Origin of the sequence: Salinibacter altiplanensis (genome assembly GCF_002894645.1) — a bacterium.
Lineage (GTDB): Bacteria > Bacteroidota > Rhodothermia > Rhodothermales > Salinibacteraceae > Salinibacter > Salinibacter altiplanensis.
The window spans coordinates 22,344-45,114 of record NZ_NCQY01000010.1 but is presented as its reverse complement, the minus strand read 5'-3'; the positions used below and the strand labels follow the sequence as shown (position 1 = coordinate 45,114).

Annotated in this window: 18 protein-coding genes and 2 pseudogenes; 12 read left to right on the top strand and 8 right to left on the bottom strand. The window is 63.7% G+C overall.

What is annotated here, in order from left to right:
- Nucleotides 1-71 precede the first annotated feature (71 nt).
- A complete protein-coding gene (locus B7R93_RS05930; protein WP_232798077.1) occupies nucleotides 72-1,208 on the bottom strand; it encodes a BamA/TamA family outer membrane protein in 1,137 nt (378 codons plus the stop codon).
- A 544-nt stretch (nucleotides 1,209-1,752) separates the two neighbouring features.
- Between B7R93_RS05930 and B7R93_RS05925 the strand changes: the two genes are divergently transcribed.
- A complete protein-coding gene (locus B7R93_RS05925; RefSeq protein ID WP_232798076.1) occupies nucleotides 1,753-2,589 on the top strand; it encodes a hypothetical protein in 837 nt (278 codons plus the stop codon).
- A 61-nt stretch (nucleotides 2,590-2,650) separates the two neighbouring features.
- Here B7R93_RS05925 and B7R93_RS05920 read toward each other — a convergent pair whose 3' ends face one another.
- On the bottom strand, nucleotides 2,651-2,866 hold the full coding sequence (locus tag B7R93_RS05920; RefSeq protein WP_232798075.1) for a hypothetical protein: 216 nt from the start codon (nucleotides 2,864-2,866) through the stop codon (nucleotides 2,651-2,653).
- Nucleotides 2,867-3,433: 567 nt separating this feature from the next.
- Between B7R93_RS05920 and B7R93_RS05915 the strand changes: the two genes are divergently transcribed.
- The 8 genes and pseudogenes from B7R93_RS05915 (at nucleotide 3,434) to B7R93_RS05890 (ending at nucleotide 12,818) form a co-directional block, all read left to right on the top strand.
- Entirely contained in the window at nucleotides 3,434-6,307 is a 2,874-nt protein-coding gene (locus B7R93_RS05915; RefSeq protein WP_198598600.1) for a PAS domain S-box protein, read from the top strand.
- Between the two features lie 262 nt (nucleotides 6,308-6,569).
- Nucleotides 6,570-7,184: pseudogene (locus B7R93_RS16315) on the top strand (hypothetical protein); the annotation flags it as partial.
- Between the two features lie 222 nt (nucleotides 7,185-7,406).
- Nucleotides 7,407-8,996 (top strand): endonuclease/exonuclease/phosphatase family protein, encoded by a 1,590-nt coding sequence (locus tag B7R93_RS05910; RefSeq protein ID WP_103019904.1) that lies wholly within the window; start codon nucleotides 7,407-7,409, stop codon nucleotides 8,994-8,996.
- A 219-nt stretch (nucleotides 8,997-9,215) separates the two neighbouring features.
- Entirely contained in the window at nucleotides 9,216-9,653 is a 438-nt protein-coding gene (locus tag B7R93_RS05905) for an Hsp20/alpha crystallin family protein (protein WP_103019903.1), read from the top strand.
- A 245-nt stretch (nucleotides 9,654-9,898) separates the two neighbouring features.
- A pseudogene (locus tag B7R93_RS16215) lies at nucleotides 9,899-10,108 on the top strand (prephenate dehydratase domain-containing protein); the annotation flags it as partial.
- A 91-nt stretch (nucleotides 10,109-10,199) separates the two neighbouring features.
- Nucleotides 10,200-10,760 (top strand): prephenate dehydratase, encoded by a 561-nt coding sequence (locus tag B7R93_RS05900; RefSeq protein WP_232798074.1) that lies wholly within the window; start codon nucleotides 10,200-10,202, stop codon nucleotides 10,758-10,760.
- A gap of 140 nt (nucleotides 10,761-10,900) precedes the next feature.
- Nucleotides 10,901-11,791 (top strand): cell division protein FtsX, encoded by an 891-nt coding sequence (locus B7R93_RS05895; protein WP_232798073.1) that lies wholly within the window; start codon nucleotides 10,901-10,903, stop codon nucleotides 11,789-11,791.
- Nucleotides 11,792-11,828: 37 nt separating this feature from the next.
- A complete protein-coding gene (locus B7R93_RS05890; protein ID WP_103019902.1) occupies nucleotides 11,829-12,818 on the top strand; it encodes a DUF4097 family beta strand repeat-containing protein in 990 nt (329 codons plus the stop codon).
- Nucleotides 12,819-12,864: 46 nt separating this feature from the next.
- Here the strand turns inward: B7R93_RS05890 and B7R93_RS05885 are convergent, their stop codons facing one another.
- From B7R93_RS05885 to B7R93_RS05865, 5 genes are all read right to left on the bottom strand, one after another.
- Nucleotides 12,865-14,109: an SGNH/GDSL hydrolase family protein gene (locus B7R93_RS05885; RefSeq protein WP_103019901.1), complete on the bottom strand. Its 1,245-nt coding sequence runs from the start codon at nucleotides 14,107-14,109 to the stop codon at nucleotides 12,865-12,867.
- Between the two features lie 6 nt (nucleotides 14,110-14,115).
- Complete coding sequence (locus B7R93_RS05880) at nucleotides 14,116-15,624, bottom strand: OmpP1/FadL family transporter (RefSeq protein ID WP_232798072.1); 1,509 nt, start codon at nucleotides 15,622-15,624, stop codon at nucleotides 14,116-14,118.
- 182 nt (nucleotides 15,625-15,806) lie between these two features.
- Nucleotides 15,807-16,544 (bottom strand): DUF2071 domain-containing protein, encoded by a 738-nt coding sequence (locus B7R93_RS05875; RefSeq protein WP_103019899.1) that lies wholly within the window; start codon nucleotides 16,542-16,544, stop codon nucleotides 15,807-15,809.
- A gap of 158 nt (nucleotides 16,545-16,702) precedes the next feature.
- On the bottom strand, nucleotides 16,703-17,542 hold the full coding sequence (locus B7R93_RS05870; RefSeq protein ID WP_103019898.1) for a sigma-70 family RNA polymerase sigma factor: 840 nt from the start codon (nucleotides 17,540-17,542) through the stop codon (nucleotides 16,703-16,705).
- A gap of 237 nt (nucleotides 17,543-17,779) precedes the next feature.
- Nucleotides 17,780-19,321, bottom strand: coding sequence for a GH3 auxin-responsive promoter family protein (locus B7R93_RS05865; RefSeq protein ID WP_103019944.1), 1,542 nt, complete (start codon nucleotides 19,319-19,321; stop codon nucleotides 17,780-17,782).
- A gap of 188 nt (nucleotides 19,322-19,509) precedes the next feature.
- Between B7R93_RS05865 and folP the strand changes: the two genes are divergently transcribed.
- The 3 genes from folP (at nucleotide 19,510) to B7R93_RS05850 (ending at nucleotide 22,027) form a co-directional block, all read left to right on the top strand.
- Entirely contained in the window at nucleotides 19,510-20,436 is a 927-nt protein-coding gene (gene folP / locus B7R93_RS05860) for a dihydropteroate synthase (protein WP_232798071.1), read from the top strand.
- 62 nt (nucleotides 20,437-20,498) lie between these two features.
- Entirely contained in the window at nucleotides 20,499-21,299 is an 801-nt protein-coding gene (gene cdaA / locus B7R93_RS05855; protein ID WP_103019897.1) for a diadenylate cyclase CdaA, read from the top strand.
- 35 nt (nucleotides 21,300-21,334) lie between these two features.
- The gene (locus B7R93_RS05850) at nucleotides 21,335-22,027 is read left to right on the top strand and encodes a protein-L-isoaspartate(D-aspartate) O-methyltransferase (RefSeq protein ID WP_103019896.1); all 693 of its coding nucleotides are present in this window, start codon (nucleotides 21,335-21,337) and stop codon (nucleotides 22,025-22,027) included.
- Nucleotides 22,028-22,150: 123 nt separating this feature from the next.
- Here the strand turns inward: B7R93_RS05850 and B7R93_RS05845 are convergent, their stop codons facing one another.
- A complete protein-coding gene (locus B7R93_RS05845; protein ID WP_103019895.1) occupies nucleotides 22,151-22,681 on the bottom strand; it encodes a hypothetical protein in 531 nt (176 codons plus the stop codon).
- Nucleotides 22,682-22,771 lie beyond the last annotated feature (90 nt).

Sequence of the window (22,771 nt, the reverse complement as noted above, 5' to 3'; positions counted from 1 at the left end):
GCACAGCGCCTCCCAGACGTGTCGCCGGAGGCATTCAGCGATTCGCTTCCTCGCGTGATGCTCGGCTCTCCCTAAAAGTTTGGGGTGATGCGGAGCCACATTGATGGCCGGGAGCCCGTGGCGGGCACGGACCGAAGGGGCCAGGACACGTCCAGGCGCACTTTTCGGTCGTCGAGCCCGACTCCGAATCCGGCGGATGGGAGCACGTCCCCGACCCGCAACCGGGAGTCCGGACCGCCGACCCACCCCGCGTCGAACAGCCCCACGAGGAAGAGGTCGTCGAGGAAGTTGTCGTCCAGTGTGGCGCCGTCGATGATGTACTCGGCGTTGCCGAGCAGCATGCGTGTGTCCCGGAGGGCGTTCTGGTCGTAGCTCCGAACGGACCCGATGCCGCCGAGCGAAAACTGCTGCTGGGTCGGGGCGTCGCTCGTCGCGTATCCGCCGCGAAGCCGGAGCCCGAGGCGCGTGTCGGCCGAGAGGGGGAGGAAGGCGCGCCCGTCCACCTCGTAGCGGTTGGCGCGGAGGTCACCGCCGAAGTCGGTCCCAATCGTGGCTGTCGTCCGGAAGGCGGCGCCGGTGGGAAGGTCGTCGCGGTCCTCGACGTGCCCCCCCTCGAGACTCACCGTTCCAGCGTGCAGGCGGCCCGCCTCGGCCGCCGGGTTCGAGCGGAACGAGGTGGCCTCGAAGAGGGACCAGCCGGTATTTCGGGAGAGCGGGCGGTGTTCTTCGAAGCGAACGCCAGCGGTCAGGCGGAACGTGGAAGAGAAGGCCTGGACCGCGTAGACGGAGAGCCCCTCGCCCTCGTAGTAGTCGAAGAAGTCATACCCGAGCCCGACTCCGCCGAGCGAGTTCTCCACGTACGAGGTCTTCCAGCGGTCGGGCGTCCGGGTTTGCTTCTCGTAGGACACCCCGACCTTCAACCCCGTCTCCTCGCCGCGAATCAGCTTCGATTCGACCCCGATCGTGTACCGTACATCCTCCAGCGCAAAGGCGTAGTCGAGCTGGCCGTAGATGCGCGCCGTGTCGTCCGGGTCGCGGAGCGAGAGTGGCGTGCGCCGTAGGCCGAGGACGAGGCCCTCGACGCCGTTGTAGCGGAGCGGGGGCGCCGCGCGACGGCCGATTCTTGACCAAACGGGCCCGTCCAGCCCTCGGTTGTGCCGACGTAGTCTCCTGCGTGGTCGTCCACATACGCTTCGGTACGGTCCCATGGGGCCTCCTCGAAGGCCGGAGCATCGGACTCGGTGCTATCAAGGGCCGCGTGGGGAGCTGGAGAGGACGGCGAGGAATTGGTCGTGGGTTGGGCGGAGACACACGGGACCGACAAGAGGAGGATCAAAACCCAACTCAAAGTTCGAGAATAGAGCATGGCGACACGGGGATTCTGTACCGGGGAAGGCGACGAACGATTGCTCTGTTCAGGTTATACCATCGACAAGACGACACGGCATCCCTATTGGTTACAAGTCGGGACTGGTTGATATATATGATACCAAAAAATGTTGTTTTAGTTGAGGGTGGCATTGGGAAAACCGCATTCGAGAACGCGTCGCTTGCTCCTCGCTTCTTCTGTTCAGGTGATGGGGCTGGCCGTCGTCCGTGGGGGGAGTCCTCGGCAAAGAGAGGCAGCGGCGAAATTCGAATGCCCGTGGCGGCTGGCAATTCGCGATCGGTGTAGGTACTTTTTGCGTCCGGGCGGAAAAGAATTTCGGGCCGGCAAGGCGCCCGCATCTCTTTCATCGAAAGAACGCATCTATGTCCAGAGTCTGGTTCGGCCTCGCCCTGATGGTTCTCGCCAGTGTTTCCGTGGGGGCCTGCAGCAGTCCGACCACGTTGCAGTCACACTCGCTGTCTCAGGCCCCGGCCGTGGACGGGGCGCTTTCGGAGTGGGGCGGGGCGCTTACCCGAGTGGACGGCCGCTCCGTGTCCATGAGCGCCGCGCCGACCGATAGTCTGTTGTACCTGGCCGTCGTGATTCCGGATCGCGCCCTCATCCGGTCCGTGGCCGAGAATGGGCTCATCGTGTGGGTCGACCCGGCGGGCGAGGAACGGCACACCTACGGGGTCCGGTATCCGCTCGGGCGCCGCGCCCAGCAGGCCGGAGCGGACCAGAGGGGCGGGGCGTCCGGGGCCGACGCGCCCCGAGAGGGGGCGCTTCTCGAAGATCTCTTTCCGTCGGACCTGGCTGTGATCCGGAACGACACGGTCCGCTACCGAATGCCTGCAGGGCTGTCGTCGGCCCTGAAGGCACAGGCCACGCTCGACACCGGATCGCTCATTTACGAAATGGCCGTGCCCGTGTCCGCGTCCCGATCGGCGACGACGAGTGACCGCTGGGAGCACGGCCTACACGCACGACCGGGCGGCACCGTTGCGGTTGGGCTTCAAGTCCCCGACCCGGACGATACCGATCTCGTGACCCCGTCCTCCCAGGGCATCCCCTCGGTGACGGGACGCGGGGGAGGGCGCCGTTCTCCGCGGGGGCGGCGACGAGGGCGCCAGCGACAGCAACGGCAGCAGCCTTCGGCCCCGGCCCCCGAACGGCCGACTCTAGATCTCTGGACGCGCATCGCCCTGTCCGGGGGCTCCTGAAAAGACGGGGGGCGTGCCGAGAGGTCGCGTGTGCGGCTCCGGAGCCCTAACCCCCGCCAAACTAGGCGAGTCGGTCGGGAGCATGGGGGCCGTTTTCGAGGTGTGTCGTGTCGTTCTGGAGGGAAGCGCTCCAGGCTCCGCCCTGCCGCTCCCCTTTTGTGAGGCTGGCGAGGGGGCACCCGGAATCGGGCACGTCCGTGCCCACGAGGAGGCTCAATTTTCCGGAGGCCCCGGTCAAAATCTTCTTGATCGGCGAGGGGGACCTGTTGGTCTTCATCCCCTCATTGCCAGCGCACGAAGGCTTTCGGTGGTGGTTGCTCTTTGGGGCCTAAGAGTCTGTTTTAATTTATCTCCCGGGCTCCGAGCGGCCTTGACGGGCTGCAAATCGCCCCTTTACTCGACCGGTAGCACTCTGAAAGCACTTCACTGCACGGCAGCACTAGCTTCGCGTCGCTTCGCTGGCGCTCAGGGCGCACCACTACAGGCCTCGTTCAGGGTGCGATTTTCGCTCCGTCAATTTTCGCTCTCGCGATCCAACCCAAAATCAAAACAGACTCTAAGCCCGCCGAAAATCGCTAAGGCAATGTCCAAGACAGCGTTCAAAAAGTGTTAGTCAGATCTAAAACCCCTATCAAAACAATCGCTCACGGGCGATTCGGAGAGGAGATAACAAATTTCGCCGGAAAATCCTCCTTTCTGAACAGCTTCCTGGAACAACACATAGAAGCCCTTCGGCGGAAGACCTCAGGTATTTTGGGCTGCATGTTCGAAACGGATGGTCTCCTCCCCAGCTGCCAAATCCAATTCTTTCGAGAACAGCTCCTCTTCTCCAAGGGAGGAGGAAGTGCCTCCCTCTGTCCGTCGCCGCTACAACGTCCAGGCAGCCCAAGAGGAGGAGGACTTTGACCGGCTGACGAGTCTCGCGACCCACCTGTTCGATGCGTCCGCAGCGACGCTGGAACTCGTTGGGGACGGACAGGGGCGGGTGCTCGCGCGGACTGGGACGGAGGGACTGGTTGGAGAGGGAGAGACCGACTCGCTCTACCCCGTGCACGCCCAAACGCTGGAAACGGACGGGACGACGGTCCTCGAAGATCTGAACGCCCACGATCAGTTCTCGGATCATTCCCTCGTGGCCGGAGACGACGAGCCGTTGTCCTCGAAGACAGCCCTCCAGTTTTACGCCGGGGCTCCGCTAACCACGTCGGACGGGCACCGCATCGGCGTTCTCAGCGTGTTGGACACGACGCCGCACATGCCGCCGTCCGAAACTGTCGAGCAGCTCGAACGGCTGGCCGCCATGGCTACAGAGGCGCTCGAACGGCACCCGTGCACCGTGGCCGGTCGGCCGGAGCTGACCCAGCAGATTGTCGACCATCTGCCGGGATTGTTCTACGTCTTCGGGCCCGATGGGCGCTTGAAGCACTGGAATCGACAATTCGAGACGACCACGGGATACGACACAGACGAGTTCGAAGGCCGCCCGGCGTATTCCTTCTTCGACGGAGACGATCAATGGCAGATTGCCAAAACCGTTTTAGAGGCATTCGCCTCCGGCTCGTCGGCGATTGAGGCCGACCTATTGACGAGCGGTGGAGAGCGCGTTCCCATGCTCTTCCGCGGCGAGCGAACTCAGGTTGAGGGGGAGCCGCACCTCGTGGGAGTGGGCGTCGATCTCTCTGAACAAAAAGAGGCCGAGGACGCTCGGTGCGAAGAGCGCAACCGGTTCGAAACGCTGTTCGACAGCCTCCCCACTCCGGTCGTACACGGGGTCTTGCGGAACGGTCGATTCGACATTCTGACCGTCAACGGGGCCTTCGAGTCGGTTTTTGGCTACGACGCCGACGCAATTGAAGGCCGAAATCTGCACACCCTCATCGTCCCGGAGGAGGAGGGTGATCAAACCGTCGAGTACGACCGGCAGGCCCTCGAACAGGAGAGTCTGTTGCGGGCGGAGGTGCGGCGGAGGACGGCGGAGGGGCCGCGCGACTTTCAGGTGCACAGGGCGGGGCGCGTCCAGAAGAACGGGCCGCCCGAGCTGTATGCCATTTACGCCGACATCACCGAACGGAAGGAGACCGAAGCGACACACCGAGAGCGGGAAGTGCTGCTCCGCTCAATCACCGATCACATCTCGGAGGGCATCTACCGGTCGGATCCCGAGCGGGGCATCGTCTACGCGAATGAGGCCTTCGTCAACATGTTTGGGTACGACAGCCTGGAGGAGGTTCAGGAGCTGGATTCCTCGGACCTCTACGCCGATCCCGACGAGCGGAAGCGCCTTCTCCGTCGCGACGGCGAGGTGCTCGAACAGGCGGAAGTCACGTTCCGGCGAAAGGACGGGACGACGTTCGTTGGATTGCTCAGCAGCCGATCAGGCCGCGACGAAGCGGACACCGTCGAGTACTACGACGGCCTCATTACGGACATCACGGAGCGAAAGGAGTACGAGGAACAGCTGGCCTACCGCTACGAACTGGAGCGCAAGATCGTCGATGTCTCCACACAGTTCATCAACACGCCCGCCGAGGAGATCGACGAGGCCATCGAACAGGCCCTGGGCGCCGTCGGCAGCTTCGTAGGAGCGGATCGGAGCTACGTTTTTTTCGTCGACAAAGAGGCGCAGACCACGAGCAACACGCACGAGTGGTGTGCCGAGGGCACTGAGTCCCATCAGCCGGACCTTCAGGACATTCCGTACGCCGCGATGCCCTGGTTCATGGAACGGATGCACCACCGAACGCCGCTCATGGCGGCGGTTGACGACCTGCCGGACCAGGCCTTCAGGCTACAGTCGATTCTGGAGGACGGGGACATCGAATCGCTCGTCGTGCTCCCAATGACGCAGGGCGACGCCCTGGTGGGGTTTGTCGGGTTCGATGCTATCAAGACGGAGCGAGAATGGGAGCAGGACACCGTGATGATTCTGCAGGTGTTGAGCGGGGCGATTGCCAATGCGCTCCAGCGGAAGCAGATGGAGGAGGACATGATTTCGGCGCGGCAGGAGGCGGAAGAGGCCAACCGGTTGAAAAGTGCGTTCCTGGCGAACATGAGCCACGAGATTCGTACGCCGCTCACCTCGATTATCGGCTTCGCCGAGGTAATCGGCGAAGAGGCCTCCGAAGAGAACGAGTCAGTGACTCGGTTCGCCGATCTAATCCATAGAGGCGGCCTGCGCCTGCTGGAGACCCTGGACGCAGTCCTGAATCTTTCGAAGCTGGAGGCCCACGAGATGAAGCTGGCCCGAAGGCCGGTCAACCTCACCGATGGAGCCGAGGCGGTCGCCGAGGAGCACCATCCTCGAGCTGAGGACGCCGGCGTGGACCTCATCATCGAAAGTCCTGAGTCCCCGGTCTGTGCGAAGGCCGACGAGGGGGGCGTGCAAATCGTCGCTCAGAATCTCGTGTCCAACGCGATCAAGTACACCGAATCCGGGGGGGAGGTGCGAGTTCGAACCTACCGAGATGAGGACCAATCAGTGCTGGAAGTTGAAGACACCGGGATTGGGATGGACCAGAAACTGGCCGAAGATCTTTTCAAGCCGTTTCGACAAGCGACGGAAGGAACCACGCGGTTGTATGAAGGCACTGGGGTAGGCCTGGCCGTCACAAAACAAGCGATCGAGCAGATGGACGGACAAATCGAGGTCGACACGGAGAGAGGAAAAGGAAGCCGATTTACTGTGCGACTGCCGAGTGCAACGCAAAAACAACCGTAGGGACTCAAAACAGGGCAATCGCAGCTGTGCTACAGTTGACCAGGCAGGTGTCGGAGATATTCGGCATCCCATCCCGCTCGAAGCCGCATTGTCTCCGTTCCCCCGTCGATTTGATCGTCCTGATTCAGCGCCGGGAGGGCTAGGGGGCGAACCCGCCCCAGATTGTCAGTCGCATTGCCGCTGCGCACCAGGGCCAAGGCACGAGATTGGTGTGAAGGCGAACGGGTCTGAGGTCCCAAGATAGGCCGGGAGCTACGAGGACACCCATTTCTACGGGACGAGCAAGAAGTCTTGGCACACTGGATTTCTGGATTTGAAAGACGGCATTCCTTCCCACGACAGGTTCGACCGGGGGGGCGGCCTGATCGATGCAGAGGCCTTTGAGGACTGTTGTGCCGCGTGGGTCCAGTCGCAGGCGGAATCCGGTCCCAATAGAAAGCTTGTCGCCAGCGGCGGAAAAACGATCCGGTGCTCCGTTAACCATGGGAAGGAGCAGTCTTCCCTGCACGGAGCGGATGCTCCTTGGCGCGGGCAAGCGATCAATCCCTTGTTCTCGCTCAAGAAGTTTTTACGGCCCACAGGGCTGTTCAGTCTCATTTTGACGACCAATGCCTCGGGTCTGGGGCCTTTAAGCTTTAAGCGCGGAGCCAGGTCCCGACTCCGAAGCGACGGGGCAGGCGAACCCTACGGCAGTGCCGCATATCGCAGGGTGTTTGTCTGTTCGAGGGCTTCAGCGCGAGAGGCGCTTTCAAGGAGACCCCTTCGAGGGGGCCTGGGCTCCAGTCAGCCGTTGGGAGCGAGAGCATTCGAACCGCGAACGGAGGATCCGAGATCAACGCAGAGATCCGCTATTTTTTGTCCAGTCGGGAAGCCGTGAGGCATTAGAGGGCGCTGTCTGGTCCGGATCTGCGAAGTCCTAGCGGTTGGCGTGGCGGGCGGGGGAGACGGTTTGCATGTGCTCGACAGTGACGGATATGAAAAGCACAACGATTGAAGCGCCCGCAGTCTTGTGTCCGTTCCGCTCCCCGAACATCCCCCGAGGCGCGCAATATAGCGTCTCGGCTGTCCGCGTGGTCCGTTCCCAATGCCTGCGTTTCCCATGTCTCGGTGTCTCTTGCTCTCTGTTGCCCTGTCGTTCCTTTTCGTCGCCGGAGGGTGTGGGGGGGCGAACGGACTCACCGATGAGGGCGACACCGAGCCGCCGTTGGGAGAGGCGTCTCCAACGGCCCCGCCGGTGGATGGCTACGTCGCTCATCCGGCCCGCATCTCCGTGGATGGAGAGGCCGACGATTGGGCAGCGCTTTCGGCTCGTCACACCGACACCCCCGACGACGGCGGGACCGTGGGCCTCGAACGCGTGTGGGTCGCCCACGACGAGGAGTACCTCTTCCTGTGGATCGAACTCGGCCGGGCCGTCAACCTTCAGGAAGACAACGACCTGACGCTGTACCTCGACACCGACGACGACCCCGATACGGGACAGCAGGCCCTGGGATTGGGGGCGGAGCTTGCCTGGACGTTCGGGGAGCGGTCCGGGCAGGTGGTTCGTGACGGAGAAGAGCGAGAGGTGACCCACGCGGCCCTCGGGTTCACGTCGCTGCCCACGGTCACGTCCGAAACGTTCGAGGTGGCCTTCGACCGGTCGGCGGTCCCTACCGACGACGGGTCCCTGTTTCAGGGAGACAGCCTCCGGGTGGGTCTGTCGACCGCTGGGGATCGGCTGCCGGACGCCGACGGAGGACTCGGGTACGTCCTTTCGGACGCCGACACGCCCCGCGATGCGCTGTCCATCGACACGCCGAACGCCTCGGCCCTACGGATGCTCTCGTACAACTCCGTCAACGACTTCGACCGTGGGCGGAGCGCAATTTTCCTGGAGGACCGACAGCCGAGCTTCCGTCGCATCTTTGACGCCACTGACCCAGGGGTCATCGCCTTTCAGGAGGTCTACGACCAGACCGCTGACCAGGTGGCGAGGGTCGCCGACGAGGCGCTCGGGCGGACGGGCGGGTGGACGTGGGCCAAGACTGGTCAGGATCTCATCCTTGGCAGCCGCTACCCCATTCTCGATACCCACACCATCCCAGGGTACGAGAACAACGTAAGCGGCGCCTTCCTGCTCGACGCGGACGACGCGCTGGGAACGGATCTTCTGGTGGTCAACATGCACCCGCCCTGCTGCAACTACGGTCCCGACGACGATGCGCCCTCCCGCAACGCACAGCGACAGCGGGTCGTGGACGGCGTAGTGGCCTTTCTGCGGGACGTGAAGCAAGGAGAGGGGCCGTTCGGGGTGCCCACGGAGACCCCGATCGTTGTGCTTGGAGACATGAACTTTGTCGGCGAGGCTCAGCACCCACGGACGCTGCGCACGGGAGAGATCGTGAACACCGACCGCTATGGGCCGCCGGCGGCGCCGGACTGGGACGGATCGGCGCTGCTCGACACGAGGCCGCGCCAGGTAGGAACGCCCCTGCATACCACCTGGATCGCACCGGGCAGCTCGTTCCCGCCGGGGCGGCTCGACTACGCGTTCGTCACTGACAGCGTACTCGAGGTCGTCCATGAGTTTGTACTCCACACCCCGGCGCTGCCGACCGACGTGCGGACGTCCCACGGACTGCGGGCGGACGACACGCCGACGGCGTCCGACCACCTCCCCGTCGTAATTGACGTGGCCCCGCGGTAGAGACCGGAGGAGACATCGCGGGTCCGTCACATCTACAGTCGACTGTCACGACGACAGTGGCGGCTTGCCGAAATTTCGGTCGAGACCGGCGTGTCCCCGGGCTGGTACGCGCCTTGATGCTTTAAGCAAGTGAACCGATAGGCGACGGGGCGTCGCGAGACGCCCTGGTCGACACGTTCGCACGACTGTCGAACCCAACCGACACAGAGGTGATTACCCATGACACAGCTCACACGCCGTACCTCCAACCGCACGGTTCGCGACCTGCAGCGTGAAGTCGACAGCATCTTCGATCAGTTCTTCGGCCGCGGAAGCAACGACGATGCGTCGACGGTCTGGGCGCCCCGGACGGATCTCTCGGAGACGGACGACGCGTTTCGCCTCCGCCTCGACGTCCCCGGCACGACGAAGGACGACATTACGATTAACCTCCAGAACAACACGCTCACCGTGAGTGGCGAGCGCTCCAGTGAGCGGCAAAAGGAGGGCGAAGAGTATGTGCGTGTGGAGCGTGCCTTCGGCAACTTCCACCGTACATTTACCCTGCCGGACGCCGTCGATCCAGAAAGCGTGGAGGCCACCCACGACGAGGGAGTACTGACGATCCATGTGCCGAAGACGAAGACAAGCACGCGCCGTCAGATTGAGATCCAGTAGCACACGTCTCTGGTTTCCCTGCCGTTCTCGTCGGCGGGACGTTCGGTGCAGGGGCAGGGATGAAAGTGCTTGCCGTGCTGCCGAACGAGACGTGTCGACGCATCGTGGGGCTCGGTCGGGCCATCGGTCCGGCCGGGCATTTTTTTGTTCCGGGAGACTGGAACGCAGATCCCCCGGAGGCGTGGGACAGCCGATTCACTTTTTCGTAGTCCTACGTCCTTTCCCGCAACGGTGTACACAAAACGATGCCGTCCCACGTCGCCTTTCAAGGAGAGCCCGGTGCCTTCAGCGAGGAGGCCGTACGGTGCGTCTTCGACGACGCCCAGCTGCACCCGTCCGCCACGTTCGAGGATGTCTTCGAGGCGGTCGAAGGGCACGCGGTCGACCGGGCGGTGGTCCCCATTGAAAACGCAGTGTTCGGCAGTGTGCGGATTAACTACGATCACCTTCGCACCCACGCCGTGACGATTATTGGGGCGCTACAGCTACGCATCCACCACTGCCTCATGGGCGCCATCGGGGGCGACGATCGACGGGCTAGAGGTCGTGCGGTCCCATCAGCAGGCGCTGGGCCAGTGCCGGGACTGGCTCCGGGCTCGTGCTGCGGATGCGAGGCCGGAGGCCGCGCCGGACACGGCCGGGGCGGCCCGCGCCGTGGCGGAGACCGAAGACGTGACGATGGCGGCGGTGGCCTCCCGGCGGGCCGCCGAGCGGTACGGCCTTGAGGTGCTCGCCGAGGGCCTCCAGGACAACGAGCAAAACTTTACTCGCTTTCTCGTGCTTGCCCCAAACGACACGGACGCAGACCGGGTGGGGGAGGGCGAGCCGAAGACATCGGTGACCTTCGTCCTGCAGGACAACGTGCCGGGGGCTCTCTTCAAGAGCCTTGCCGTCTTTGCACTGCGCGAGTTGGACCTAGCCAAGATTGAAAGTCGGCCCCTGGTGGGGCATCCGGGCCGCTATCGGTTCTATCTGGACGTATACGGCGACGTGGTGGACGAGGCGGTGGCACGGGCGCTGGGTCACCTCCGAGAAATCACCACGGACCTGCAGGTGCTTGGCACCTACCCGCGCGGGGCCACGTATCCGGACGGGGCGGAACGGTAGGCAGCCTGCAGGCGACGACTTCGGAATCGGAGAAGGAGGAATGGTCTGCAGCCCGGGCACCGTCTTACTCCATCTCACGATTCCGCTTGTTCTTTCCGACACGGCCTTCGTAGGTTGCCGTTACAATCGTTTCTTTCCACTTGACCCGTCTCGTTGTGCTGCCGTACGTCATCCGGGAAGGCGTTGCCAACCTTCAGCGCGCCACGTTTTCGGCCGTGGCGTCCACGAGCGCCATCGCGGTGGCCCTGGTGCTCGTGGGCGTGTTCGGCATCGTAGGGTACGAGGCTACGGTCGTGTCGGACATGTTGCGCGAGCAGGCCAGTCAGATGGAGCTGTTCATCGAGCAGGATGCCACCGAGGACATTGAAGAGGCCCTCCACGCTCGTGTCCGGACCCTGCCGGGCGTGGCACGGGCCGAGTTTATTTCCCACGAAGAGGCCGCCAGGGTCTTTCGGGAGGAGTTTGGGGAGGGAGCCTCTGCCTTTGAAGACCCAACGTTTCTCCCCGCGTCGATCAAGATCGAGATGAGCCCGAGCCACGCCCATCCCGACAGCATGGCTCGGGCCGCGGACATGATGAAAGAGTGGCGGGGGGCGGAGGAGGTCGTGCTGAACCGAGACCTGCTCACCCGGGTGGCGCAGAACCGGCAGCTCATCAACGCCGTCGGGCTGTCCCTGGGGGGCATTGTCGTCCTGGCGGCCCTCTTTCTCGTGGCGAATACGATCCGGCTCACCATTTATGCCCGGCGGCTGCTCATTCGGACAATGAAGCTGGTGGGGGCCACGGACCGCTTCGTGCGGCGCCCGTTTCTCGTCGAAGGGATCGTGCAGGGGTTCGCTGGGGGGACGATTGCCGGAGGCGTCGTGTGGGGGCTCTACCGCCTGTTTTTCCAGCAAATCGACCGGGCCCCTCTCTCGCTCTACACGGAGCTGCTGCTCTTCGGGGGCCTTGTCGGGGGGGGCGTTCTGCTGGGATGGCTCGGGTCGTACTTCGCCGCCCGCCGGTTTATCCAAAACATCGAGCTTCACTGAGAACATTCGTGCTCGGCTTCCTAATTCCGAACGTACCATGCAGCGACTTCTGGCGATTCTCCTTGTACTCGGCGTGCTCGGAATTGGAGTGCTCGGGGCAGGGTGTCAACGGTCTCAAGAGTCGGAGGTGACCCGCACGAGCGACGGAGTGCTTCGGCTTGGCACTGTGGAGGTCGTCGACACGGTGGCGCGGGCCGTCGCCCCGAATGATCGCCCCCTCGTGCTGGAGGGGATGCGGGGGACGGTGCGTCTGACGGGGGCCGACCGGTCGACGACGGACCTCGCGTTCGTGCGGCGCGGACGGGGCGACTCGCGGGACGACGCACAGGCCGTGCTGGAGGGCCTCTCGATTACGGAGAGCGGCTCTGCGTCCGAGTACACCTACACCCTGGCGGCCGATCAGGACGTCCCCGCCGCCGTTGACGTGCAGGGGCAGGTGCCGCGTCGAACGGCCCTTCGTATCGACCGGCTGAGCGGACCGGTCCGCATCGCCGGGGTGGAGGGGGCGCTGACCATTTCGCACGCGCATGGCGATGTCACCGTGCAGGGGGCCGCGGGGCCGGCAGAGGTGGCAATCAAGAACGGGGACGTGGAGGTTGGCTTCCACGCCCTTCCCGCGGACGGAACGCACCTGATCGAGACCGCGAACGGGGACCTTCGTCTTCGCTTTCCGCCGGCGACGGCGGTTCAGGTCGATGCCCAAACGGACGCGGGCACCATTCGGACCCGCGGGCTCTCCTTTGGTTCTGAGCAGTTTTCTCCCATCAACGCCGGGGCACGCTATGACGCTCAGGTGGGCGACGGCGGCCCGACCGTCGAGCTTCGAACCCAGAACGGGAATATTCTGATCGAGGCCGTCGACACGAGCAGGACCGACACCACGTCGGCCCCGGTCACCATCCCGTTGTCCGATACCACTGTGGCCCCCCAACCAGTTTCCGATACGGTGCCGCCGACAGCTCCCGATACGATCGAGGGCAGTACGCCGACGGCGGACACGACGGCCGCGGATTCAACCCGACCGTAAATCAAGCCGAGTCGACGCGCAGAGGACCACGCTGGGCCAAACTGGTCTACTGGTCGTTCCTGGCCGGTAGCGGAGGCACATTCTCCAAGCGCGACAGGTCTGCGTCGTCGTAGGTCTGGTTGATTACCGGAACGAGTTGGTCAGCGACCACCCTGTGGGTGGAGGCGCTTGGGTGGATGCCGTCGAGACTGAAGAACTGGCCGAAGGGCTGGTTGGACTCAAAGTCCGGTACTTGAGGAATTTCGCCTGCCTCTTCGAGAGCCTCAAAATCACCGTTCGGATCATAGAACCCCCACCCGTTCTCGTCTGCAATGGACGAGATAATGTTGTTGTAGGCGGTCGTACGGCTCGACAATGCGTCTAATTCGCCCGGCGTCAAGACACCCGGATCGTCATTGAGACAACTCAGGGTAAACTGTCCATTCGGATTCTGGCGCGCCTGATTGATGAGGTCGAGAGCAAAGAGAAACGAAAGCTGATTGGTCGAGCCCTGGCCTCCTTGGTCATTCGGTGCGCACGTTGATGATACACTGAAGTTGCCTGGAAGCTGATCTCCGGCCTGTTGGGCAAGCCCTAAGTACACCTGACCGGGAAAGATTCCAGGGACGGCAGTTACGTCAGCGACTCCAACCAGGACGGCGCCTTGCAGTGACTCTGCAGCGTTGAGGCTATCAGCAATTGCACGATAGCGTGCTTCGAAGTCGGTGGGGGAAGTGGCTAGGTCGACGCTTCCAGCATTTGCCGCCCCCAGCACATCGTTGTTGCCGATCCAGGCCGTCGCAAAGGTTGGATTGGCATCCAGGGCAGCCTGTATCTGAGTTCGTCCTCCAAGAACAAACTGAGTGAGTTGGTTCGGTCCCGGGGGTAGGTCAGGACCATTGGGATCCTCATTGGAGAGGACATCAAATAGTGCGGCTCCTGGGACGGCTACGTTTTTAACTTGCGAGGTTTTCCCTGATCGCAGTCCACACTGCGTGTCGGGAGGCTGCGGTGGAATCGACTGCAGAGGGGGAGGACACCCCGGTGGATTAAGTGCTGGAATGCCGAAAGGAGTTCCCATCTGCTCGGCGAGAAGCACTGCGTACGACTCCGACTGGGTCTGCACGTTGATCCCGCCCGACTGGAACCCCGCCGTGATGCTGTTGCCGAGGGCCACGTAGTTCGTGAACAGTTCGTTCTCGGTGTCCGGTGCTATGATCGACTCGTCGTCACACCCCACAAGGAGCAAGACCGAAGCCAACAGGACCAGGAGCCCCGCCGGGGCGGAACGAAATGTGCTGGAGTGATTCATGGGTTTTTACAGGTGCAAAGTAAAGGTTGCGCCGATGAGGTTCGCGTTGAAGCTAAAGAGCCCCTGGTTGAGATCGGTCGAGAGCTCTTCCCCCGGTCGAGCTCCGCGCACGCGGCCTCGTCGGTCGTTCTGCTCAAGCCGCTGATACGATATGTTGAGCTCCACCGTGTCGGTGGCGTGCCAGCCGAGGCCAACTGTGAACTGGTTCCGTTCAGATTCCGGAAGCAAGGGCGTCACCGTTTTGTCCGGGACGGCGTCCGTGTTGAACAGGTAGCCGACCCGAGCGGTAAGCGGATCGAGGAGGTCGTACTCGGCTCCCACTCGGACTGCGTGCGTGTCCTCGTAGTCTTCGATGCGAGCATCGTCCTCCAGACGCCCGAACTCGAGCGGAAGCTCGTCGAAGCTCGACCAGCCGGTGAACTGGTAGTCGGCCAGGAGCAGCAGTCTGTCGGTCGCCTGGACGCTGACGCCGGCCACGAGCTGCATCGGGAAGGTGATTTCGGTCTCGACGGACTGGCTGTTCAGTGCGCCCCCTTCATCGGCCTGGTTGCTGAACTGCTCGAGGACCCCGTTGCCGCCAAACTGGCTGGCAAGTAGCAAGTCGGCTGGGGTAGGATCTGGATTTCCGTCTTGATTTCCGTCCGTCGGAAGATCACGTGCCAGTGGACTACTGCTGGGAAAGACGAGTCCGGTCTCAACCTGCTCAAACGTCGCTTCGCCCTCGTATTCCACAGTAACGGGTGTAGTATAGCGGAGTCCGACCTTGATGCGGTCGGTCGCCTCGTACGACAGCCCAATGTTGCCCCCAATCCCAAACTCATTGTCGGCGTCCAGTTTCGTGCGGGCGAAGGCCGTGTGGAAGGGCACGCCGAGTTGACCAAAGGTAGGGCCTCCGCCGGGCGTTTCCGTCTGCGACAAGTCCTGGAACTGGTTGAGCTCGACGGACGAAACCACGAAGACGGGCCCTCCCCCGATCTTCAGCTTCGGTGTGACCTGGTAGGCAATGGAGGGCTGGACGTAGAACGACTGCAGTTGGTTGTCGAAGCCTTCGAACGCGCCGTCGAACACAGCCCCGTCCGACAGCTGGGTCGGCCACTGCGTTTCCAGTCCGTAGGGGACGTACGTGCCGAGGCCGAGGCCGATCTTCTCGGTCAGGCCGTAGGTGAGATAGGCGTGCGGCACGGGAATGACGTCGTTTTCTAGGTCCACCTCCTCCTGCGTCGTGGCTCGGGGCGTGCCGGGATCGTACGTAAAGTCGCCGCCGACGTCGATGAGCGTGGCGCCGACCGATGCGGTAACCCCGTCGGCCCCTGCAAGATGGGCCGGGTTGAAGTAGATGGAGGACCCGTCGCCGCAGCCGTCCGCCACGGTTGCGCCGGCCCGCGCCATCACGCACGAGCTCTGTTCGTAGACGCCAAACCCTTGTGCCAGCGTGTGGGGGGTGCTCCCCAGGCCGACGACCACGAGGAGGGCAAGAACGGCAGAGAGGAACCGGAGGGGGAGAAATGAGGGCATGAACCGAAGACGAGAGAAGATGAGGGACGAGCGACATGGTGCAGAAGCGCAGCCGGAAGCGCTCCCGAAAGGCCTGTGCATCGACGCCTGGACGGAGCATGTGAGGGGCCGTCGGAGCACCAATGTGGATTCTCTACGTAAAAAGTGTATTAACGCGGGGGGCAAAATGCAATAGGAGCGGTCTATCCCTGCCCCCGTGTGCGCCAGTGTAGCGTCACCGGTGCGCTGGACGACAACAGGACGAGAGTGGGAGAGCGGTTGGCAAGAAGCTGGCCGAGGTCGCCGTAAACGGCGGGCCACTGTACGGTCACGTGGTGCTCCTGTACGCGGTGGACGGGTGTTGCGGGACGCTTGATGCGGGCCTGGAGCAGTGTACCGTCCCGGGCAGTGCCAAAGCGCCAGTCGGGGCTAAGCAAGATGTGGGCGCGGGCGTCAGGGGGCGGTGGGACGGGGGCGCGTTCGCCCCGCACCCGGATGCGCTGTTCTCGGCCTCGCCAGTCGAAGCGATACGTGACCTCCACGTGGTCGGCGTGCTCTCGCCGTATGGGTTGCATGGACGTTACCGCTATCGTTTCGCCGTACAGCCGGCGGGCGCCCCACGCGACGAGACGCCGCGACACGTGCGCCTGGGCCGTCCAGGTGCCCACGAGGCCCGACGAGGCCTCCGCGGGGCGTACGTGAATCCGAAGCTCCACCGCCGGCACCCGCTGAACGCCAGGGACTGCGAGGCCGAGCCCCCGAACGTCTGCGAGTTCGACCCCCACGAGACTGACGTATGTTGTTCCCTCGTGCCGTGCGGGGACGAGACCGTCTGGCAGAAGAGGCGCCACCCGGTCCGGATCCACCGCGTATCCCAGGACCACTCGATTCTGGGCCGTGGCTTGGAGGACGCAGCGAGGGGCAAGTGATGAAATGGACATGGACAGACGGTGGGCAGCTCGGTCAGTGCCAATCGTTCCTGCACGATGGCTCCCAACGAAAACGGGCGCGCCCCGACAGGAGTCGAGACGCGCCCGGGTCGTTCATCACAAGGATGAATCGGGAGACGGGGCCGTGTCAGTACCAATCAGTATCAGTACTAGTCAGTGTGGGGCTGGAGGTCTTGGCGGCTGTGGCGCTGGCGGAGCTTCCGGAGGGCCTTCTCCTTGATCTGGCGGACCCGCTCCCGGGTCAGGTCGAAGCGTTTGCCAATCTCTTCGAGGGTAAGCGGGTGCTCGCGCCCAATGCCGAAGTACAGGCGTGTGATCTCGGCCTCGCGGTCGTGCAGGGCGCTGAGCGCGCGCTCGATGTCGATCTTGACCGACTCGGAGAGCATCTCCTCGTCCGGCGAGTCGTTGTCCTCGTCCGGCAGCACGTCGAGGAGGCTGTTGTCGTCCTCCTCATTGAAGGGAGCGTCCATCGACAGGTGGCGACTGGTGTGCTTCATCGCCTCGCGCACCTTTTGGACATCGATCTCAAGCTCCTCGGCCAGCTCCTCGATGTTGGGCTTGCGGTCGAGGTCCTGTTGCAGGCGGGCGCTGGCCTTCCGGATCTTCGAGATGGTGCCGATGCGGTTGAGGGGAAGACGCACCACGCGGCTCTGCTCGGCGAGGGCCTGAAGGATGGCCTGCCGAATCCACCAGACGGCGTAGGAGATAAACTTGAACCCACGGGTTTCGTCGAACCGCTTGGCGGCCTTGATGAGGCCGTAGTTTCCCTCGTTGATGAGGTCGGCCAGTGACAGGCCCTGTCCCTGATACTTCTTCGCGACCGACACGACGAAGCGGAGGTTGGAGCGACAGAGCTTGTGAAGGGCCTCCTCGTCACCATCCTCGATGCGTCGCGCCAGCTCGACCTCCTCCTCCGGCTCCAGAAGATCGATTTTCCCGATCTCCTGGAGGTATTGGTCTAGCATGCGTTGTTCGCGAGAAACTTGCATATGGTCCTGTCGGGTTTGTGGGTGATGAGCGGTGACAGTGATGGAGCGGACGACACGTCCCGGGACCGGGTGCGGGCCTCCCGGGGACACGGACGCTCTCAACCAGGGTTAGAAAGTGCCGAAGCTCAACCGAGACCGAGTCTGTGGAGGATCCGATCCGCATTCCGCGAAGTCATCACGAGTCACGTGACCGGTTGTTCCAGCGCTAGCGGCGGGGAAATCCTCGGGGGAACGTTCTCATAGATCCTGCTCAGCGGCTTTGAGTACGCCATCGGCCACCTCGCGGGTGTCGCTCATGCGTGGGACCTTTGTTTGTCCGCTGATGTCGTCGTTGGTTGCCTGGAGCCAGTGATAGAACGTTCCCTCCGGAAGGGCCGACACGTCCGGGCCGTCCAGCGCCTCGCCCTCGCGGCGAATGTAGTAGTGTCGATTGACCTCCTGCAGGTGCTCGTCGAGGGCCTGCTCGAAGGCCGTCAGGGCGTCCGGGGCGTGCTCGAACTCGATGAGCCACTCGTGCCCGGGCTGTGTGTCATTCGTCGCGGAGCGCGGGGCCACGTGGTAGTCGGAGACGTGTGCCCCGGTCGCCTCGCAGGCTTTCCGCAGGGCGGCACGAACCTCGTCTCCATAGATGGCCTCCCCGTACTCGTCGATCATATCGCTCGTGCGGCCCGCAACGGTAATCTTGTGCGGGAAGGTCTGCGTGAACCGGAGGACGTCGCCTACCTCGTAGGCCCAAAGCCCGCTGCAGGAGGTGACGTGCAGGGAGTAGCGCACGCCCGGCTCCACGTCGGCAATTGTACAGCGGGTCGGATTGTCGGTGCCCCGCTCGTCGAGCGGCACAAACTCGTAGAAGACCCCATTGTCGAGATGCAACAGCATCGAAGGGTCGTCCAGCTCGTTCTGAAAAGAGAAGAAGCCCTCGGAGGCGCCGTAGGTCTCGACGAAGTCGAGGTCGTGCCCCACCTTTTCCGCGATCAGGTCGCGGTACGATCGAAGGGCGACTCCGCCCGAGATGAACACCTGCAGGTTCGGCCATACCTCCCCCACGGTCGTGGCGGTGTCGTCGTGTCGCTCGTTGTGCAGGTCGATTAGCAGGTCGAACAGGTTGAGGGCCCAGGTGGGCACCATTACGAGAAGACGAATGTCCTTGTCGACCGTCCGCTCGGCAACGGCCCGCAGCTTTTCTTCCCAACTGGGGAGAAAGGTCACTTCATTCGGAACGGCCTGGAAGAGGGCACGGAAGAAGCCGGGGGCGTTCTCCGCGAGGATGCCACTGATCTCGCCCGCCTTCGTGCCCGGGTAGTTGGGATCTTCCTCCACCCGCCCCGGCAGGGTAAGGTGACGTCCCCCCAGAAAGCCGGGGTCGAGGCTCTCCTTGAGGTAGTTTATGCCGGTGCCCACGCTGAACGATCGGTTGTGGTCGATCGTCTCGTCGCTGATGGGGATCACCTTGCCGTCGGAGACGGTGCCGCTGGACACGGCGAAGTTGGTAATGGTCCCGGGCCACATCACGTCGGCGGCGCCCCGCCGAACCCGCTCCGCGTCGTCCGCGATGTCCGCGTAGGTGTGCAGCGGCACGCGCTCCTGGTAGGCCTGCACGACGTTGGATGCGTCGGCGATCTCGGAAAAATCGAACCGGCGTCCCCATTCAGTGTCGGCGGCCCGCTGGAGCAGGCGACGAAGCAGCGATCGCTGAGTGGCAACGGGGCGAGACGTGAACTCCTGAACCCGTCGGAGGGGACCCATCCATTGCAGGGCAGAACGTACAATGTCGTCCATCGACAAAAAGCAGGCGACGAAAAAGCAGGTCGTGTGGGCCGCTTCGTGGAACGTGCCGTAGGATACACGGAACGGCCGGAAAGTTTCCACAAAAACGGGCGATGGATCTCGTTCCGACAGCGCTCTGTGTATACCTTGCCCCGGCAAGTGTTTGTGCATCGCCACTTCTTAAAACGCGCACCATCCCCATGCCTCGCACGTCGCGCTCAACGTCATCGCTAGCCCCCGATGCCTTCCCCGTCGACCGGTTTGTGCTCCGCGGGGACGACTACACGCTCGACTGCCGGCCCGGCAGTCCAGACGCCGAGGGGGCCCACGTGATGGGAATCCTGAACGTGACCCCTGACTCCTTTTCCGACGGGGGTCAGTACGTAACCGTCGAGAAGGCCGTGTCACGGGCCGCCGAGATGTTGAGTGAAGGGGCCTCGATCATCGACGTAGGGGGCGAGTCGACCCGGCCCGGGGCGGATCCGGTCTCGAAAGAGGACGAGCGCGATCGGGTGGTGCCCATTATCGACGCCCTCACGGACCGGTTTCCCGAGGCGGTGGTGTCCGTCGACACCTACAAGCCGGACGTGGCCCGGGCGTCTCTCGCTGCGGGGGCGGACATCGTGAATGATGTCACCGGCCTCCGGCACGATCCCGAGATGGCCGAGGCCGCGGCCGACTGGAAGGCGCCTCTCATGCTCATGCACTCGGTGGGCGAGCCGGGCGATCTCACGCGGCCCCGGGAATACGACGACGTGACGGCTCAGGTGCGCGATGGGCTGGCCCGGACGGTGGAGACGGCGGAGCAGGCGGGGGTAGAACAGATCATCATCGATCCGGGCTTCGGCTTCGGCAAGTCCGACGCTGAGAACTTTCGCCTGCTGAACGAGATCGACGAGCTCCTGACGCTCAACTGCCCCGTGCTTGTGGGCGTCTCCCGCAAGAGCACGATCGGTGCGGCCCTGGGCACGTCCGATACCCCTGCCCCCGTCGACGAGCGGCTCTTCGGGTCGCTTGGGGCCACAGCCGCCGCCGTGGCCCGAGGGGCAACCATTGTGCGGACCCATGACGTTGCGCCCACCGTCGACATGCTGAAGGTCCTCGGGGCCACGCTTCGTCAGCGCTAGCGCCCTCGTGCCGCCCGCATCCCCCGACCTTGTCGTCTCTTTGCATCCGGCCGACTCGCTCCGTGAAGGTCTTCGAGATTATCGGCTTCGGGATTGGCGACGCCATCGAGATCGTTGTCGTCGCCTACATCCTGTATCAGCTCTACCGGCTCATGCGCGGGACGATTGCCGTGCAAATCGCCCTCGGCCTTGGGGCCCTGTTTCTGATCCAGTTCGTGGTGGAGCTGGCCGACATGACAGTGCTGACCACCGTCTTCAGCTACTTCAATCAGGTCTTCGTGCTGGCGGTGATCATCATCTTTCAGCCGGAAATTCGGCGGTTGCTCCTGCTGCTGGGCAAGAATCCGATTGTGCGGCGCTTTGTCAGCACAACCGACCAGAGCCAGATCATCGACGAAACGGTGGGGGCGGTGGAGGAGATGAGCCAGCAGCAGATCGGGGCCCTCGTCGCCTTTCAGCGCAGCACCGGCCTGCGGAGCTACATCGAGACCGGCAAGACGTTGGAGGCGGAAATGTCGCGCGACCTGTTGCTCACGATCTTCTACGGGCAGAATCCCCTGCACGACGGAGCGGTCATCGTCAATAACCGCCGCGTGGAGGCGGCCCGGTGCATTCTACCTGTCTCCACGAGCATGAAGCTGAGCCCACAGCTCGGCCTCCGCCACCGTGCCGCGGTGGGCCTCACCGAACAAACCGACGCGTTCGTTGTGGTCGTGTCGGAGGAAACCGGGGACATCAGCGTTTCGCGCGATGGCGCCCTCATCTCCAACATCACCCCCGAAGAGCTCCGGACATACCTCACGAGCGCCCTCACGGGACAGTCCACCTCACAGGCGAGCGCCTCGGTTCCTGCCTCGGTCTGAGAGACGCTGTTCTTCATACTGCTCCTCCGCCCACCATGGCTGCCACTCCGTCGGACGACCGGAAATACCGCCACCAACGCACACAGCTCGTCGAGACTCTCCGGGAGCGGGGCATCCACGACGAACAGGTGTCGTCGGCGATCCGGTCGGTGGCCCGCCACGCCTTCGTGGATCCGGCCCTTCGCGACCGCGCCTACGCCGACGAGGCGCTTCCGATTGGGCTCAACCAGACCATCTCCCAGCCCTTCACGGTGGCGTATCAGACGTCGCTGCTGGACGTAAGGCCGGGCGATCGCATCCTGGAGGTGGGCACGGGCAGTGGGTTTCAGGCCGCTGTGCTCTGCGAGATGGAGGCGCGCGTCTTTTCGGTCGAGCGACACGACGCCCTTCTCGGGCGGGCCCGTTCCGTGCTCGACGGGCTCGGCTACGATGTGCGGACACGACACGGGGACGGGACGAGGGGATGGCCTGCCTTTGCGCCGTACGACGGCATCGTAGTGACGGCGGGAACGCCCGAGATCCCCACCCCGCTCCTGCGTCAGCTCTGCGAGCCGTCCGACGAGGAGGGCGCCTCCGGGGGGCGGCTCGTGATCCCACTTGGGGAGCGTGGGGGACAGACCATGACGCGGGTCACTCGCACCGGCTCAGGGCCCCATGACTGCGCGCAGGAGAAGTTTCACTCGTTCCGCTTCGTGCCGCTGGTAGACGAGGACGAGAAGAATGCATGAGGCAGGCCCCCTGCTCCTGCAGACAGAAGCTGTGTGCGGGGGCGTCTCCCGCCCTCAATGGTAAAAAATTGCATACGACCGGTCCACGAGGCCCGGCCGGAGAAACCGATGCGGCCTCCTGACCTACGCGGAGGACAATCGGTCGAGAAGCCAATCAACGTGTCGGGCCCGCATCCCATGAGCTTCCTCTGCCGGGGCGGACGGTGCGCTGAACTCGGCCCATCGTTCACTCATGTGCGCGGCATCATGGGCTGCCTGTTGGGCCTCTGGGTGCGTACAGGCCTGAAGCGTGAGAAGCCGTGCGGCCTGGGGTTCACGCTGGGGCAGGCCGAGCGACATGGCCAACATGACCGAGTCGGCGGTGTCGCGCCGGACGCGCTGCCAGGCGTCCGGGGCATCCCGCTGGGCCGCAGCCCAGAGCCGGCCGGCGGCAGTGTGGGCCGACACCGCCCCGGGGTTCACCCGTCGCGCACACCAGCGTGCGAACTGACGCACCACCGCTGGCCCCTGCCGGGTCGAGACGTGATCGATGAGCGGACCCCGCGAGTCGGAGCTGGGAGGATGGTGTTCCCCCGTTGCTCGGTCGAGCACAAGCGGCCGGTGGGTGCGACTGTCGAAAATGTAGTAGTACTGGCCTACCTTCGCGTCTGACATTCTGGCTGTGAGGGAGGTGGCCCCCGTCCTGGTCTTGAGGAGGGTGGATTGCACGTTGTTTGTTGTGCAAACTAGCACCTATTGATAAGC